We start from the raw sequence: 16,117 nt of genomic DNA, 5'->3' as shown, positions 1-16,117 counted from the left end.
ACACTGAGTAGGTCCATGTCGATCACTCCGATGCCTCCTGACTGTCAGCCAGGGGCGAGGAAAACATGGGTCAATTCTCAGTGAAAACTTATAACCCTCCCGGGTCACTTCTCAGTGCAACTCAACACCCGGAAACGGCGGCGCATGCTCCCATGCGCTGATTAGCGTGTTTCGACATCGAACTGCTCCTCGGAAAGACGCGTCAGCCAGAAACGGCCATTTTCGATGCCGTAGCCGATGCGTAAAATGCCCCGGAATTTGCGGATTACGCCGCCGATGACACGGACCTTCTCGACCGGGACGACGATCTCATGGGCGGTCCAGCGGACCGGCTGATCGTTGCGGACATAGGTGGCGATCGACAGCGTCGGGTTGTTCGCCAGTTCGTCGAGTATGGCATTGAGACTGTCGCGCATCGCGCCATAGGCGGAGGGGTGGACGAGCCCCAACAACTCCTCGAACTGCCGGTCGGCCGAATAAGCCGACCAGGTACCCGACAGCGCGACGATGTTGCGCGTCATGGCGACGATATAGGCTTCGGACGGTGTATTGCCTGAAACGTGAAGATCGCCGGTGGCTCCGAACGGGACGATCACGGTCCGGGCATTCTGGTTGGTCGTGTAGATGACCACGCCCAGCACGGCGGTGACGCCGAACATGCCCGCAATGGCGACCTTGAGCAGGCGGTTCTCCTCGAACAGGTTGGCCGAGCCCTGCAGGTAGCGATGGATGCCGTAGCTCGCCGGTTTGCCCAGCAGCGGATCCTCCTTTGTCTTTTTGTGCCCGAACATGCCCATGGCGCTCACTCGAAGAAGCGGGTCTGGGTAGGACCCGGATAATAAGGAAAGGAAACAAGACCCCAGCGCCAGGCGAGATGGGGGAGATAGCCCCTGGGCTTGGTCCGCTTCCACGGAATGAAAAGGAGAAGGGCAGCGATGAGCGCCCAGCCGACAAGTCCGCCCACGATCGCGGCCACGAAAATGCTCGAGGTCGCGAGCAGAAACTCGTCAGATCCAAACCAAAGGATCTGGACGGGCCGATGCAGATATTGCGGAAGGCGTTCGTCCATCTGCCCTTCTCCTCTTGGCTTCATGATACCTTCGAAGGTATCATTCTCCAGGAACCGACCATCGGTCCCCAGCCTGTTGCCGGTGGGGGAAGCGCCTGGTCAGCCAGGTGCCTGCCCCACCTTCGCGTCTCAGATGACCATCCCGAAGGTCTGGAGAATGGAGTCCGCCTTGATGAGGCAGACGGCCGCGACGATGGTCGGGATGCCGATCATGATATTCGAGAAAAGGCGCGAGACGCCGAACAGGAAGGCGGCGACGCCGCCCACAAATCCCATCGGACCTTTCACGCCCTGGTTCACGACGATATCGTATATGTCGTAACCAAGATCGCCCTGGGCGGGCGCCGAGAAGGCATGAACCGGGCCACCGACCAGGGCCATCGCGCCTAAAGGGAGGCCGACATTGGCCACCGCCAGGACCTTGTTGCCAAATTTGTGCATCATAGCATTGCTCCAAAAAAGAGCCGTCCAACCAAAGCCTGCCGGCATCGAAGGAAGATCGGTGTCGGCCGGGGCGTCGGTGGACGGCTCCATGAGCCCGCCGCCGCCGGCATCCTGGTTCATCCGCGCAGGCCAGTTGGGGCCAGGCCGGATGCCCTCCGCCAAGAGATTGTGTGTAGTCGCGATGGCGCGCGCTCGTTCAGCGCCGCGCATCGGACGGTGCCTTTGTAAGCGCAGGTTTTGCGTGCCGATCGAGGAACGCTTCGAGTTCGGCCTGCTGAAAGCCCGAGATGCGCTTGCCATCCGCGATCAGCGTCGGCGTTCCTGAAACGCCCACTTTGGCGACCAGCTCGGCATCCTCCGCAACCTTGGCACGGCCCTCCGCGCACTGACGCAGGACAGGCGGTGTCTGGCCGGAATAGGCCGCCCGGAAGGCTGCCTCGCGATCTGCCGAGCATAGGATATGCTCGGCCTTGGCGGCCGCGGTCGGGTGGATGCCGCTCACGAAGAAGATAAGACGCCTTACCCGCTTGCCCTCTGCTGCCTTGGCGCTCCAGAAGCGATCGAGCGCCTGGCAGTAGGGACAGTCGGGGTCGGTGAATTCGATGACCGTGGGCGCATCTGCAGGGCCGATCGCCAATGCCTTGGCAGGGTCGATGGCTTTGACACGGCGCGTGGCACCCTGTTCCTGCGCCAGCGCGGTCAGGTTGACGCCGTTGCGGTCGTAGACCGTGGCGAACAAAAGATGCTCACTTTGCGGCGCATAATAGATGATCCGGCCGCCAGCGGTCGCCTGATAGATGGGGCCCTCGACGGGCGCGGGACCAAATTCTTCGAAGCGCAGATTGGTGAAGGTCTGGTGAAGCTGCGCTTGCGCAATCTTTGCGGCTTCTCCCAAAGCCACAGGAGAAGTAACCGCAGTCGCCTCTTGCGCAATGCTGGGGGTCGAGAACATAATCGTTCCCGCAAAGCCGACGAGCAAGCCGACACCTACCGATAGCGTTCTGTCCATGGGCGCAAGTCTCCTGAGTAGTAGTCGAGCTTCTGGCCTTGAGAACCACTTGATGATCTGGTCCCGCGCCAAGCTTTGACGGCCTTGTCGTTTCAACCCGGCCTGAGTGACAGCAGGACCAGCCGGGTCGCAAGGCAGGAGGAACTGCCGTTCCGGTTTGAGGTAATGAAGTGCCGATGATCGGAGCCACACTGCCGGAAACCGGAATTACATTTCCGGTTTCCTGCTTTGTTCCCATGGCCGTTCGGGTTCTACTTTAGCCGAATCAACCGGCATGCATGGGAATGGACAAGACAAGCATGTTTTTTGCCAAGTCAGATGGAGGGCGATAATGGCGCATCAGGCATCCAGAGCATATAAGCTCCAACTGTCCGACGCAGGAATGCAACTTTTCCTGGATGATCATTGCCGGCTATGTCATTTGGTCGGGGATCTGTTGTCCTATGGTTCGACCCTGTTCGTCGCCGTCCACCTGCTGCATCTTTGCCCAGGGGGGGAAATGGCAAACGCGTTGCTCGATCCCGAACTGCACCAGTTGGGAGGTCGTAAAATCCGTCATGTCGGAACATCCCGCATCTTATCGGATCTCGTGCACTCGATCGCAGCCGAGATCGAAACTGCGGGTGTCATCTATTCATCACCCCAAGTCTGGAAAATTTTTCTAGCGGCCCTCCTGCATATGCGGGACGCTGAAGATGTTCACATATTGAGAAGCTATCACGTCATGCTCGACAAGATTAAGCGTTCAGCGAGATAGGTCATAAAACACTATCGCAGATGACAGTATTACTGATCTGCGATGCAAACTTACTCTCGCTCACGATACCAATATCCGTTGACCAACGGATTAATTTACAACAAAAACCGTTACAGCGATGTGGTTGGAGTTTTGAGCCGCTGCCGGGGAGACCTGCAGATGACGCTTCAAAGTCCGAAAATGACGGGTAGTGAGGCCCTGTCGTTGATCAAGGAGCTTTCCGGAAAGCTCATCGAACGCCGCCGCCGCCGGGACCGTATCACGCAACGGCACATGGCGCGCGGTATCGGGCGCAGTGAACGCTGGGTCCGCGAAATCGAAGCAGGCGTCGAAACTTCGATGATTGAGGATCATATCCGCTGCGCGCACGCGCTGCGCATGACGACACTGCATTTGTTCATTCCTTTACTGGCCGTGGAGCATGATATGCCGATACCCAGAGAACTTTTGATGCATGACGATCTTTGGGATCTTGAGCGTGAGATGCTTGAGGTCGTAGCACGGCATCAGTCTGCTATCCTTACGCGGATCACCCAGCGATCCTTGCTGGGAGGGAGCCGCTAGGCTCTGGTGGGGCAGACATGTCTCCCGAACCAGTCGCGGCGGATCGCGCCTATCTCCTTTTGAAGACCGATATTCTGTCGGGACGGTTCTCGCCTGGAGGGACGATTATCGAACGCGCTGTCGCGATCGAATATGGTGTATCCATATCGCCGATCAGAGACGCAGCGCAGCGTCTTGTGGGTGAACATCTTCTCGAAATCGGCACCGGTGGTGGATTTAGGGTTCCGATCGCAACGCCTGCCGCGGTCCGGGATCTCTACAGCTGGCACGACCATCTCGTGCGTCACCTTATCAAGGTGCAGATGCCGACCGAGCTTTTGACACCGAAGTCATTGGTTATGCAGGATATTGTTGGCGGGGAGAAAGTCGCGCGAGCCGCCACAGGATTGTTCAGAGCGCTGGCTGATCAAGCCATTAATCGTGAACATGCCCGCTCCCTCCACGCCGCCAACGATCGTCTTCAAGCCATACGACTCCGGGAGCATCTTGTTATGGACAATCTTGATATGGAGTTGCAGCAGATTACGGCGGCGATCAATTGTGGTTCAGGTCTGAACCGTTTTTCGGTTCTACGTGCCTATCACCGCCGGCGGATGCGTCGTGCTGAAAAGATATCCGATTCACTTTGGCCGCTAGGATGAACAATAAAATCAGCAAGCTATGCTCCCGCATTGACATAAAAATAGCGGAAATGCGCGCAAGTACGCAATAGCTACATGCCCGATACCTTATAAGTTCGGTCATTCTCCATTCTTCATCATAAAATCAATCTGGCTGCAATGGTGCAGCTGATTTCAGAATGGAGGCTATTATGAATCGCGAAGAACATGTTGGATCCGAGCTGATCGACCTCGGCTCCGTCGCGGAAGAAACCAAGGGACCCGGTTTCGACAACAGCGACGGGATCGGCGGTCAGCAGCTCGTCCCTGGACTCTCGGACGACTGAAATGCCGGGCACGCGGGCCATACCAGCCCGCGTGCTTTTCGCTGTTCGGAGGAAATAGGTCATGTATTTCGGTCTTCGGCCTGGCTTGAGCTTTTGCATATCGGTGGATCGCGTGATCCTGCTGGACCTTGCGATCGGTCGCTATTTTTCATTGCCGCCACATTTCCATGAAAGCTTTTCGCGTTGGGCATCTGGTGCGCAGCCTGCTGATGACGATCTCGATCACCTCCAGAAGCTGATAAATGAAGGCATTTTCGTTACGCTGCCTCAGCGACCTGACCCCGAACTGACGATTTCCGCAAAAGTCACTCCACCAACCACGCAAATCGATGTTGGTCACGCGCACCCGCCGCTCACATCCGTCATCGGGGCAATATGGTCTCGTTTATTGTGGTTGAGGCGAGCCAAGCGTTGGCCCTTTGCCCGGATGATCGAACAACTTGGCGAATTGGCCGATCATGTGGATAAAGGGTCTTCGGAGTTACACAATGTGAAGCTGGCGCAAATCGCCCGCTCATTCGAATATGCCGATCTGATCGTTGGTAGCCATGACCGTTGCCTGTCGCGATCGCTGGCACTCGCGGTCACTTGCCGCAGGCAGGGGTTGCCGACAATGTTGGTGATCGGCGTTCAGGCAGATCCCTTCGCAGCCCATTGCTGGGTACAGAAAGGAAGCACGATACTCAACGAAAAGCCGGACCGTGCGAGAATGTTCTTGCCGATAATGGTGGCGTGATGAAGCACCGCTACCTCCTGCTCATTCTTGCTGAAGATGAAGGGCACCAAGAGCATATCCAGCACATCGCGACTCTAACCCAGCTACCTCTCGTCTGGCGGCATGGCCGAATTATTCTGTTCTCGGATCAACTACTCGATGTTCTACTCTTACCCCAAGGGAATGGCGTGATCATAGGCAAGCTGTTTCGCCGTCACGGATATCCTGAGCAGGTTTGCGAGCTAAAGTCTGATGATGCCGCTCGATTTGCGCCTGATCCGGTCCAATCTCTGATCGAACACTATTGGGGCAGCTATGTTGCGGCAATTTCAATTTCTAATCGTGTAACGATACTACGCGACCCATCCGGCGGAATGCCTTGCTACTATCTATCATTGAGCGGGATCGCTGCGCTCACGTCGGACATCTCTCTCTTGATCGACACGGGGCTGTTCACGCCTTCAGTCAATTGGAATGGAGTGGGAAGGACGCTCTATTGGCACCAGTTGCCACCAGAAGAAACAGCACTTTCCGGTGTATCGCAGCTTTTGGGTGGATGTTCGCTGATCCTAGAGGGACGCGAGATAAACAGGGCAGAAAACTGGAGTCCTTGGAACTATACCGCTTATGACGGAGATGACGATCGGAAGAAACGTAGCGAAGGGCTGGGGCGCGTTGTCCAGGCTTGCATAAGCGCGTGGGCGTCCTGTTTTCCGCGCACGCTGGTTGGTCTATCGGGAGGACTGGACTCATCCATTGTGACTGCTTGCCTGGCTAGAAGCAGCGCCAAGGTTACGTGTTTGACCTTGGCTACTGACGATCCGGTTGGCGACGAGAGGTCATACGCCCGGTATGTCAGTGGGGCCATTGATGCCGAACTTATCGAAGACTTCTATTCAAACGACGATATCGATCTGGATAAATCAGTTGCTGCAGGCTTTCCCATCCCTTCAGGGAAAGCGCACGAACAGACCTATAACAAGAGAGTGAGAGCCGCGGCCGCAACTTCTCAAGCTGCCGCATTTTTCGTGGGTGCTGGAGGAGACAATGTTTTCTATCTTACGCATTCGGTTCGACCTTTGCTTGATCGGCTAAGGACTGAGGGATGGTCGTTGGATTTGGTCTCCACCGCGCGCGATATTTGCCGTATCACCGGCGCGAATATTTGGGAGGTGGTAGCCGAAGCTGTTAGAATTTCCCCAAGGACGACAGGGCTTCAGTGGAACGGTGCGGGAGACTATCTCAGTCGGGAATTTGTGGAGAGCGAGCGCGGCCTTCTGCCAGAACATCCCTGGCGGAATTCCCCGGCCACGGTACCGCTGGGGAAAAAGGGTCATGTAGCGATGATCTTGCGTGCTCTGCATCACATTGAGCATCGAGATAAGGCCTTGGCGGTACCGATGATCAGTCCGCTATTATCCCAACCGGTCATCGAATTCTGCCTGGGCGTTCCCTCGTGGTGGGCGTGCGAAGGAGGCATCGACCGCGCTGTTGCTCGGCGCGCATTTGCTGACGTCTTGCCTGCCCCTGTCTCTGGTCGATCCGGAAAGGGCAGCCCGGATGGCTTTGTCGCGAGATTTATCGCTCGTCACCGTGCCGCAATAAGCGAACGCCTTCTGGAAGGAAATCTCGCCCGCCACGGGTTGCTTGATCGGGCGGCCGTCGAACGCGTAATGGCACCGAATGCAAAGTTTGAGTTGCTTGATTGCCCTCGGGTGATGGCGCTGCTGGATACCGAAGCATGGACCAATTCTTGGTCTGCGCGATAAGATGTTGACGGACTTGACCCTCAGAAACGCTTGTTTCGTTCCAAGACTTCAATGTCGAATGTATTTTTTGCGCATCTCCTCCCAGCGAAGCACATCACTGTGACCTTCGGTGTCCGTGGGTCTTTGATCGTTCAACCAAAAATCGAACCAGGCAAGATTGCGGCGATATACCGCAAGTCGGTGGGCTGGTTGCCATTTGATGTGATCCTCATCCGGAAAGATATAGAGTTCACTTGGAATATTTGCCTGCGTCAGAGCCGTATGGCTTGCGACCATCGCTAAATATTCGTTGTCTGCGGCCTGAAACAGCATCGGGAACCGTACGCGTCCTGGTTGTGCCATCACCGATATTTGAGACCAGAAGTTGGTATCCATGTCCGCCAGGCGAGGCCATCCTCCATCATGATAGCTTTGTGCAACGATTGGCCCCAAAAACGCATCCTGCACGGGTTCCCATCCGCACCCCGACACCGAACCAGCGGAGAAAAGCATACTGTGAATGGCTGCGAACTGCACCGTTGTGCATCCATCGCTCAAGCCAGTGATGCCGATCCGTTTCGGATCGACGAACCCACGGTCGATCAAAGATCGCGTCGCGGCCTCGATCGCCGAGACTATGTTTCGGCGTCCTGCAAAATCACGATTGAATGCCGCCGTTAGAGCACCGGCTGACTTCTGTTTGCCGACGATATCCTCATAAGTCAGATTGTCGACGACCAGCACGAAATATCCCCGATTGGCAAATGCCTGGATCGGAACTTCGTCGCCGATCCCGCCGCGCAGGAATCCCCTGGTTCGATACTGAACAATGACAAGCGGATATCGTTGTCCGGTCTTGAAGCCGACCGGATAAACCAGATCACCATAAAAGGGGACGCCAAAGCCGTTCCGCCAATTCAGACGCTCGGCTGCCCCCAGGATCAGCGACGCAAACTCTGGATTTGGATCGAAAATCTTCTGCTCTTTCGTGCGATCCAGCCCCAGCATCACAAAATGTCTCGGCGCGAGTGATTGCTCGCGCAAACAGAGAAGGTCATTGCCCAATGGCTGGCATTCAACCAGATCGTCGCTCGTCAGATATAGACGCCGCACCGTGCGACTGCCCGGTCGCCATTCGTAAATTGCCGTCAGGCTGTTCGCCCAGCCTTCCTTGCGCGCAAAGCGAAGCTGTTTGCCGTCACCCGACCACCAAAAAGAAACCGATCTGTCCGTTCGGCACAGGTCTGCCGGGCAGACTAGGCGACGGCCCGTGCCCATTTCAACGACCACTCGGTAATCTGGTGGATATACCGACCTGTTGACTGGTTCCGCATAGGCGCTCCAACTCGAAGGCCCTAACGAATAACCGATCTTATCGGCGGCGGCGGAGGCGGACGGCATAAAGATGCTGATCTCGCCAGGAGAAGCAGGGCGCTCGATACCACTGCTTATCTCGATCGTGACATAATGGCGCTCCGGGTTTGGTGTTTGCGGCCGAGCGCCGCGGACAGGAAATGCTCGCTCGTCATAGCGCCATCCCGACAGTCCCTCCTGATCGATAGTGGCATTCATTGTGATGAGGCCAGGGCGCGCCGCATAGATTATGGCGCGCCCGTCAGACGATATACGGAAATCATCTATATCCACTGGAGCGCGGGTTATCTGCCTCGCATCGCCACCGGTGACCTTTGCTCGCCAGACCTGTGTTCTGCCTCCTGCGCGCTTGAGATAGGCAATCCACCGTCCGTCAGGCGCCCAGCGCGGCGTCACTGGTGCGGGGGAGCCAATAGGGAATGCCGCCCAGCCATATCTCGCCGGTTCGTCCCGGATCAGTTCGGTGCCGATATCCAGCAGCCTCGGCCGAGCCGCTGGCGCGAGAGGGAGGAGCACCAAGCCTGTGCAATAGCGGTTCTCTCCCGGATCGGCGCGATGCACTAGAAAAGCAACCGCGCGATGGTCGGGAGAGAATGTGAACAATGGGCGTGTGCGATCAGGACGGGGCGCAGGCCCAATATCCCTCAGCCTGGCTAACGCCTCAGGGGTTGCCGGGCCCGGAACACCGCTGATCGCATCCGTCTGTAGAAGCGTTTCGCAACCGTCGGCCGCCAGAGCGGGTTGGCCAATGCCTCCTAAAGCCGACGCCGTCAGCAGATGCACAATAATGAGATAATGGCGCATATCACCATTTCTTCGTCAAAGTGAAATTGACGAACCGGCCGTAAAGCGAGTGGTTTGTCGAATCCGCCTGCACTTCAGCGGCATAAGTGGCCCGAATTCTTGGCGGCCTGGCATTGAAGAGGTTCTGGATTCCGACCTGCCATTCTACATCGGCGAATAGCCCGCGCTGGGCACCGCTGCGGATCGTGGCGACCGTATCCAGCGTAGTGAAGGAATCCACCTTCACGGTGGGTGAAAGGCGATTATCTTTGGTTTTGCCGATATATGTGCCTGTGGCGGACAGATTGACATTGTCCCGCTGCCAGTTTGCACCCAGCCGGCCACGCCAGTGCGGCAGGGTGAAGATGATCCCCGCCTGCTCCACCAATGGCAGGCCGGGTGCGATCTCCCGGATACTGTCGAGATAACTCGCCGATCCCTTCAACGACAATTGCCCATAGGGGCCGAGATCCCGGCGGTAGCTTGCCGAGAAGTCGACACCTTCCAGTCTTTGCACGGAGATGTTCTGAAGGTAATTCCGAAATATCGCTGAAACCGCAGCGGGGTCAAAAGTGCCGGTCGTCAGGTTCGTAAACACGCCCGTTATCCCGTCGATCGCGGACAGGACGTCCGATGCGCTGGGGTTGGCCTGTATGAAGTCGCTGTAGACTGGCTGGAAGGCCCTCCCTGATGAAGCGACGGGTGAGGCTATGCGATTGCGATAACGAATATTGAAATACCCTATCTCAGCCTTGAACCCGTCCATAAATGTCGGCGTAATCGCCACTGAGGTCGTCCAGGTCGTTGCGCGTTCGGGTTCGAGGTCCCGATTGCCTCCAAACAGGTAGAGGACCGGGAGATTTGTCGGAGGGGCTGGATTATATCGTGTGCTTGGAACGAGCTGTGCGTTGGTCAGCTGACCGGTCTGATACAGATTGGGAGCCTTGAACGACTTGCCCCAACTCCCTTTGAATTCGACGCTTTCGAATGGCGAATAGAGCAGGCCCAGCTTCGGTGTGGTTACGCGATCGATATTATCATGATCTTCATACCGCAGGGCACCGATCAAATTCAACTTGCGGATGAGGCTGATGCCATTGGCGGGCGCCACCAAGGGCAGGAATAATTCACCATAGCCAAAAGCCACGTCCCGCGTTTCGCTGAGGGCTTCGGTCGCTGCCTCAATGCCGCCGACAACGGCACGTGAATCGATTGTGAGTGTGTTGGATCGATAGCCCGCTCCAACCGCCAGCCTCGCTTCGCCGCCAGGCAATGAGAAGAGCGGTCCTTCAGCGCCAAGTTCGATCGCCTTCAATTCGTTGCTGTAGTTGGGTAGCGCGCGGTAGGTTTCCGTGCCGGCAGAAAATACGCTGGTGACTATTTCCGTATCGCTTTTGCTGTAGGTTCCCGACAGGCGGGCATTCCAATCCGCCGACAGTTCGACTTTCAGCGCCGGGGATAATGACCAGCTATCAGCGGTCGATTCCACGACGCTGCCCTGCGCGTAGCAGCTCGACGCAACGACCGCGATCAGGCATCGTGACGTGGAGCGGTGCATGTAATGACCATCGAGTTCGAAGCCAATCGCATCACTGATCGCCTGATGCCCCGCCATCACCAGACTGATCTGGTCTTGCGCGGGTATCAGCGTTGCGTCGGGAGCGACGTTGCCGGTGTAGGATCGCTGACGCGCGGTGATCTGGCTAGAATCCTGATAATCTGCCGCTACCATGAAGCCACCGGTGCGCCACGATGAACCTGCAACGATGTTATACTGCTGCGTGACGGACCCGCCATCGGTCGCCGCTCCCAGCCTAGCAGACGTGACGACACCGTCGATGTCCCGTCGCAAGGTTATGTTGGCGACACCTGCGACGGCATCCGAGCCGTATAACGCCGATGCGCCATCGGCTACGACGTCTATCCGCTCGATCGCGGCCAGCGGGATCGATGAAATGTCGATTCCCTGGCTGATGGCATCGAAGGCGACGCGATGGCCGTTTATCAAAGTCAGCGAGGCATCCGGTCCGAGGCCGCGCAAGTTCAGTGCCGATGAACCGGATACATTTGTGAACCCTCCTTGGCCGGCTGCGGATAGGGTCGGATTTTGACCACCGGCGAAATTCTGCGGCAAATCGCGGATGATCTGGCCAAGATCGGTCTGGCCGGCTGCCAGGGCCTCCTGGCGACCGATAGTCGTAACCGGTGAAGTTGATGGACCGCCACGAATGCGCGTGCCCGTCACTATAATGCCGATTTCGCGACCCTCGGTTTTCTCACTTGTGGTTTCAGAAAATCGCTCCCGGATAAGAATAGCTCCATCTTGATCGACAGCTTCAAGGCCCGTCCCTTTGATCAGGGCTTCGACCGCCTCGATCGCCGTGTAGGTGCCGCGCAAAGGAGGGGCCTGCCGTCCTTTGACCGAGCGAGGCTGGAAGATGATCTCATAATTGGTCGAGCGGCCCACCAAAGCCAAGGCATCCGCCAGATCCTGCCGATCGAGATGGAATTCCTCTCCCTGATTCAACGCTGCAATGGTCGGTATCGGGGCGGTGGCTGCCACGATCGCCATCGCTGAACTGAATGCCCACATTGCGATCTTCATCATCATTTGCCCCCATCATGCCGGCCTGTTTTCCGGTTCCATGGTAGCTACGACGACGAAGACGAGTTGATTATGATGGCGGGCGGCAATTTCCCTGGGAATTGGCAGGACAATCGCGGGCAAGGGAAATCGAGGCTGGGCCGGTGATCACCGCCAGCGCAAGCAGATCGGCCAGATTACGGGCGAGGCGGGGCGTGTCGGTGATGCGGAACGTACCGGACACCCGAATTGCGCTCACCTCCGGCGTCGCGGCGATAATGGGAATCGTCGCATAGCGATTGGCCTCTTCAAACAAATCTCCGAGCCTGATGTTGGTATAGTCCCGCAAGCCGTCGGGCCAGCGTGCATCGTCTGTTGCAGCTTTTTCGATTTGCGGTGCGCTCATGGGTTTGGCCGGCAATGCCACTTGCTGCCCCGGTGAAAGTCTGATCGCTGTTTGGCTTTTGCCAAGGGCCTCGCCCTCGACGTCAACGGCACCGCGCATGAGGCTCACCCGAACGAATTTCTCGGGACTGATCGCGACATCGAAAATCGTGCCGCGCGCGACAACCGTCCTTTGACCGGCGTGTACGGTGAACGGCCTGTTTTCATGCGCAACCGTGAAACGCCCGCGTCCACGTATGAGCTGCAGATCGCGGCGGGATGCGTCATACCGCACGAGTACAAGACTATCTGTATCCAGGGCAACCACCGAGCCATCGTCGAGCTGGAAAGTGCGGATTTCACCCGAAGATGTCGCAAGCCGCAATGGTGCGGGCATGGATGCCCGCGATGCGTCGGAAGGGGCCTGCGCCATTCCGGCACCATCGAGCACGGGTGAACCCAACGCCCAATGCGCGCCGAAGGCCATCACGACAACTACGCCTGCAACCAGCAGCGCCTTTCGTTTCCGGCCCCATCGCGTCGCGGGCTGATCGACGGATACCGAGGGCGCGGGAACGGCTTCTGCCACGTCATGCCCGCCGCCTGCCTCGTCCTCCTTCAGATATTTACCGACGCTATATGTCTCGGCGATCCGGCTATAGGCGGCGCGATGCAACGCGCCGCGGGCCAGCCAGGCTTCGAATTCCTTGCGCCTGACGTCCGCTTCCTCGGGATTGCGCATGATGGCGAACCAGTCTGCGGCTTCTTCTCTTAGCTGGCCATGAAGACGTGGCGGCTGGGTATCGTCCATCATTCCTGTTCCAAAGCTGCATCGATATGTGCAAGCGCGCGGGCGACATGATATTGCACGGTCGGGATGGAAATGCCTAGCCTGCCGGCAATCTCCTTGTAGGTCAGTTCGTCGACCCGGTGCAGCAGAAACACGTCTCGCGTCCTGTCGGGCAGCTCGCCGAGCGCACGCCGATAAGCACGCATCATGTCTTCGACTTCAATGCGAGTCGCCTGATCCGGCGCGACCGCAGGTTCATGCTGTTCGCCGATCGGCACATGGCAAGCGGCAAGGCGCGTCTCCAGCCGCTTGTATCGATCCAGCAGCAGGTTGCGCGCGATCCGCTGCAAATAGGCCGCCGGTCTTGGCAAGCTGGTCTTCGCCATGCATCCAAGAAGCCGGATAAAGGATTCCTGTACCAAGTCGCCGGCGTCATCGCTCGAAGAACGCAAACGGGCCTGGAAATAGCGGCGGAGCCGCGGCGCCTCGACTTCATAGATTTGCCGAACATCGACAAATTCCAAGCCGGTTCCTTCCTGTGTTTCATTCTCCGTCAGTTCACGCGGACGGTCGATTTCTTTTGGCGGCATGAAAACACGGTTCCTCACGATACGGCAGTGCTGGCCCACGCGCATGGCGAGGGAGAAGCTGTGTGAGGTGAACCTTACGCTCCAGAATTTGGAGGTAGGCCGTCCGACCCGTATGTCGAACGTCGAAATACCTGACAGGATAATCCTGCGGGTGGCTGCCAGCACTCCAGCCCGTAAGGCCGATGTTATCGAGGGAGGAAGGGCGGATCAAGCCTTTGCAGGGCGAAATTGCTCCATCGGCTAACTCTCCAGCCGGTCAGCAGCAGCTTTCAATTCGGCGATATGATTGGTGCAGATTTCATGCACGCACTCCCCTAGCGTCTGGATGTGCGCCTGCAACCAGGTAAGTTCCTCGAGCGAAATCTTGAAGTGCTTGGAATATTGCGCTTTGCGATAGGCTTCCTTGAGCTTCTGAAACAAGGAACGTTCGGCCTTTGTACCGCGCGGCCAGACATCGAAAAGCTTCCTGTCGAGGCCTTCGGCCAGGGATCGTAGAAAGATGATATTATGGTCGTATGGCGTATAGAAAGTCAGGGTCAGCAGAACACATTGGTACAACCGTTCCGTGGCCTGCTGGAGATCGTAAGCTGCGTCGCGAAGATAGCCTTCAGAGGTATAGAATTGAGCGCCTTTAAAACGCCTCATGCCAGCAGGAAACATTTCTTCGAAATATTCTTTTGCTGCGAGATAAGCCTGCTCTGGCGTCTTGGGCTTTGCCGACGCCAGCAATCGATCGTCTGATTGATAAAGGATTGCACCGTCCTTGACGATCTCCGAGAACAGGACGCGTCCATGGGCCAGCGCGTCGTTTACCTCCTGGAGTGAGTGCACGATGAAATTGACGGGCGTCCGAATGCTTCTTTCGACAAGATAGGCATCGACGAGGCGCTGCTCGGTCTCGGCCCAATAAGCGGCCCGATCTGCAAGTTCCTTCTGATTGACGATCACCAATATGTCGTAATCGGATTTGAATTGATTCGCATCCAGTGGTGCATCAACCCAGTCGCCTCGCGCATAGGAGCCAAAAAGGATGACCTTGAGAATGCGAGCAGACTTTTTCCTGCCCTTGGCATCCTGTGTCGCTTCGCGGAAGCCCTGGAAAAGCATTTCGACGACATGGTCGAGTTCGCGCTGCTTGTTGGCAGGGATATGATTGATATCCGTCTTCATCAATTCGTTCTCATATCATACTTATCAATCATCGCGCATGTTCGACCTGAATTGGGATGTCCAGCATGGCCCAGGCCTGATTGACTGTAACAGCAACGCCGCCACGGATTTGCGCCAAAGCCAGGCACGAGCGATCTCCAAGCGACAAGCCAGCGCTGCGGGTAACAGCGCGGAAAGCTCCGCCAATATTCGCCTGTTCCCGATCGACAGCGATGATGTCGATATCCAGTTCCGCCAGCATCGCGCTCGCCTCGTTCGGCTCGACGCCGCGGTCGATCAATTTCGCCAGCACTTCATGATAATTCACCGCTGAAACCAAGGCACGAGGAAGCCGCGCTTCCACATAAGCGGCACCCGGCTCCTGAAATAGCAAGGAGAGAAGCGCCGACGCATCCAGCACATAAATCCTATCAGTCACTCGACGCCTCGGCTCGCCGTTCGGCGATCAGTTCCTCGGATACCAATCCCTCACTCGGGGCAAAGGCGCGCAGCCGATCCTGAATTCGACGGAGGGCAGATCGGGCTGGCCGTATCCGGATCGCCTCATCATTTATCTCGATCAGCACAGTATCGCCGTTTTGCAGACCAAGCGTACGCCTCATATCAGCTGGGAGCGAACGCGCCCACCCGCGATGATCTTCCCTCGAACGATGTTCATGACAGGTCCTCCGGCAATGGTACCGTTGTAGGCACAGTACCGTATTCCATTATCGCGTATCAAGTTCGTTGCAAACCGTTGCAACGATTCGTGATCGCCAGCCATTCCCGGCAGTAAGAACAAAGCGTCGATCGCTTCGTCGAGCAGGCGGCGTATCTGAGGTACCATTGCGAGATTGTTTCGCCGAAAATCGCCGGGGTCGCGTTCCCGAGTAAGGATTCCCATTTCAACAAGTTTGCCAGTCCTGCGATGCGCATTCACTGCGGGCTCTCCATCCGCAATCGACAGCCCGGTTTGATAGAGGGTCTTTCCTTCGAGTTCCGCAAGATAGATCACTAGCAGCGATGGCCAATAAGCGCGTGACAGTAGTGCGCGGCCCACCAGCTTTTCCAGCTTCCCATCCAGAGCAATGAGCTGCCGACAGGCCGCCGCGCGGACATCATCGGCCACAATGGTGCGGCCATCTGGATTTTGCTCATTCGGAACAGAAGTCATCGCATCGACCTCCTTTTCACGGATGCTCTCGCTCCGT

The 16,117-nt window shown here is 57.1% G+C and carries 18 protein-coding genes; 5 read left to right on the top strand and 13 right to left on the bottom strand.

The features are described from left to right. Positions 1-161: 161 nt before the first annotated feature. From F4U94_RS19930 to F4U94_RS19915, 4 genes are all read right to left on the bottom strand, one after another. The gene (locus F4U94_RS19930; RefSeq protein WP_425505081.1) at positions 162-791 is read right to left on the bottom strand and encodes a TraE/TraK family type IV conjugative transfer system protein; all 630 of its coding nucleotides are present in this window, start codon (positions 789-791) and stop codon (positions 162-164) included. Between the two features lie 11 nt (positions 792-802). Then, positions 803-1,069 carry a type IV conjugative transfer system protein TraL gene (locus F4U94_RS19925; protein ID WP_043153801.1) on the bottom strand — a complete coding sequence of 89 codons (267 nt, stop codon included), beginning with the start codon at positions 1,067-1,069 and terminating at the stop codon, positions 803-805. 129 nt (positions 1,070-1,198) lie between these two features. Beyond that, entirely contained in the window at positions 1,199-1,513 is a 315-nt protein-coding gene (locus F4U94_RS25120; protein WP_026149605.1) for a hypothetical protein, read from the bottom strand. Positions 1,514-1,709: 196 nt separating this feature from the next. After that, positions 1,710-2,465: a DsbC family protein gene (locus tag F4U94_RS19915; RefSeq protein WP_425505082.1), complete on the bottom strand. Its 756-nt coding sequence runs from the start codon at positions 2,463-2,465 to the stop codon at positions 1,710-1,712. A gap of 388 nt (positions 2,466-2,853) precedes the next feature. On the opposite strand from F4U94_RS19915, the gene F4U94_RS19910 reads away from it, so the two are divergent. The 3 genes from F4U94_RS19910 to F4U94_RS19900 all read left to right on the top strand — a co-directional run bounded on the left by F4U94_RS19910 (position 2,854) and on the right by F4U94_RS19900 (position 4,484). Further along, the gene (locus F4U94_RS19910; RefSeq protein WP_088189776.1) at positions 2,854-3,279 is read left to right on the top strand and encodes a hypothetical protein; all 426 of its coding nucleotides are present in this window, start codon (positions 2,854-2,856) and stop codon (positions 3,277-3,279) included. A 78-nt stretch (positions 3,280-3,357) separates the two neighbouring features. Continuing rightward, entirely contained in the window at positions 3,358-3,843 is a 486-nt protein-coding gene (locus tag F4U94_RS19905) for a transcriptional regulator (protein ID WP_140419419.1), read from the top strand. A gap of 17 nt (positions 3,844-3,860) precedes the next feature. Next, entirely contained in the window at positions 3,861-4,484 is a 624-nt protein-coding gene (locus F4U94_RS19900; RefSeq protein WP_120252717.1) for a GntR family transcriptional regulator, read from the top strand. Between the two features lie 116 nt (positions 4,485-4,600). Here the strand turns inward: F4U94_RS19900 and F4U94_RS25115 are convergent, their stop codons facing one another. Further along, complete coding sequence (locus F4U94_RS25115; RefSeq protein ID WP_246171664.1) at positions 4,601-4,852, bottom strand: hypothetical protein; 252 nt, start codon at positions 4,850-4,852, stop codon at positions 4,601-4,603. Here F4U94_RS25115 and F4U94_RS19890 point away from each other — a divergent pair. Further along, positions 4,851-5,525 (top strand): lasso peptide biosynthesis B2 protein, encoded by a 675-nt coding sequence (locus F4U94_RS19890; protein WP_088189779.1) that lies wholly within the window; start codon positions 4,851-4,853, stop codon positions 5,523-5,525. The two genes, F4U94_RS25115 and F4U94_RS19890, sit on opposite strands and share 2 nt — an antisense overlap. After that, positions 5,525-7,273 (top strand): asparagine synthase-related protein, encoded by a 1,749-nt coding sequence (locus F4U94_RS19885; RefSeq protein ID WP_120252719.1) that lies wholly within the window; start codon positions 5,525-5,527, stop codon positions 7,271-7,273. The genes F4U94_RS19890 and F4U94_RS19885 overlap by 1 nt, the downstream gene beginning before the upstream one ends. Positions 7,274-7,321: 48 nt before the next feature. Here the strand turns inward: F4U94_RS19885 and F4U94_RS19880 are convergent, their stop codons facing one another. The 8 genes from F4U94_RS19880 to F4U94_RS24805 all read right to left on the bottom strand — a co-directional run bounded on the left by F4U94_RS19880 (position 7,322) and on the right by F4U94_RS24805 (position 16,080). Beyond that, positions 7,322-9,430 carry an Atxe2 family lasso peptide isopeptidase gene (locus F4U94_RS19880; protein WP_120252720.1) on the bottom strand — a complete coding sequence of 703 codons (2,109 nt, stop codon included), beginning with the start codon at positions 9,428-9,430 and terminating at the stop codon, positions 7,322-7,324. Position 9,431: 1 nt separating this feature from the next. Next, complete coding sequence (locus F4U94_RS19875) at positions 9,432-12,020, bottom strand: TonB-dependent receptor (RefSeq protein WP_088189782.1); 2,589 nt, start codon at positions 12,018-12,020, stop codon at positions 9,432-9,434. Between the two features lie 64 nt (positions 12,021-12,084). After that, positions 12,085-13,191: a FecR family protein gene (locus tag F4U94_RS19870; protein ID WP_120252721.1), complete on the bottom strand. Its 1,107-nt coding sequence runs from the start codon at positions 13,189-13,191 to the stop codon at positions 12,085-12,087. Further along, positions 13,188-13,922 (bottom strand): RNA polymerase sigma factor, encoded by a 735-nt coding sequence (locus F4U94_RS19865; protein ID WP_246171663.1) that lies wholly within the window; start codon positions 13,920-13,922, stop codon positions 13,188-13,190. Before F4U94_RS19865 ends, F4U94_RS19870 begins: the two co-directional genes overlap by 4 nt. Positions 13,923-13,997: 75 nt before the next feature. Further along, entirely contained in the window at positions 13,998-14,927 is a 930-nt protein-coding gene (locus F4U94_RS19860) for a nucleotidyltransferase and HEPN domain-containing protein (RefSeq protein WP_120252722.1), read from the bottom strand. Between the two features lie 28 nt (positions 14,928-14,955). Beyond that, on the bottom strand, positions 14,956-15,327 hold the full coding sequence (locus F4U94_RS19855; protein WP_232016546.1) for a type II toxin-antitoxin system VapC family toxin: 372 nt from the start codon (positions 15,325-15,327) through the stop codon (positions 14,956-14,958). Between the two features lie 10 nt (positions 15,328-15,337). Beyond that, entirely contained in the window at positions 15,338-15,529 is a 192-nt protein-coding gene (locus tag F4U94_RS25610) for an AbrB/MazE/SpoVT family DNA-binding domain-containing protein (RefSeq protein ID WP_211363319.1), read from the bottom strand. Further along, entirely contained in the window at positions 15,526-16,080 is a 555-nt protein-coding gene (locus F4U94_RS24805; RefSeq protein WP_211363318.1) for a hypothetical protein, read from the bottom strand. Before F4U94_RS24805 ends, F4U94_RS25610 begins: the two co-directional genes overlap by 4 nt. Positions 16,081-16,117: the final 37 nt, after the last annotated feature.

Origin of the sequence: Sphingobium limneticum (assembly GCF_008710155.1) — a bacterium.
In the GTDB taxonomy this organism is placed as follows: domain Bacteria; phylum Pseudomonadota; class Alphaproteobacteria; order Sphingomonadales; family Sphingomonadaceae; genus Sphingobium; species Sphingobium limneticum.
This window is presented reverse-complemented; position numbering and strand designations above follow the sequence as displayed.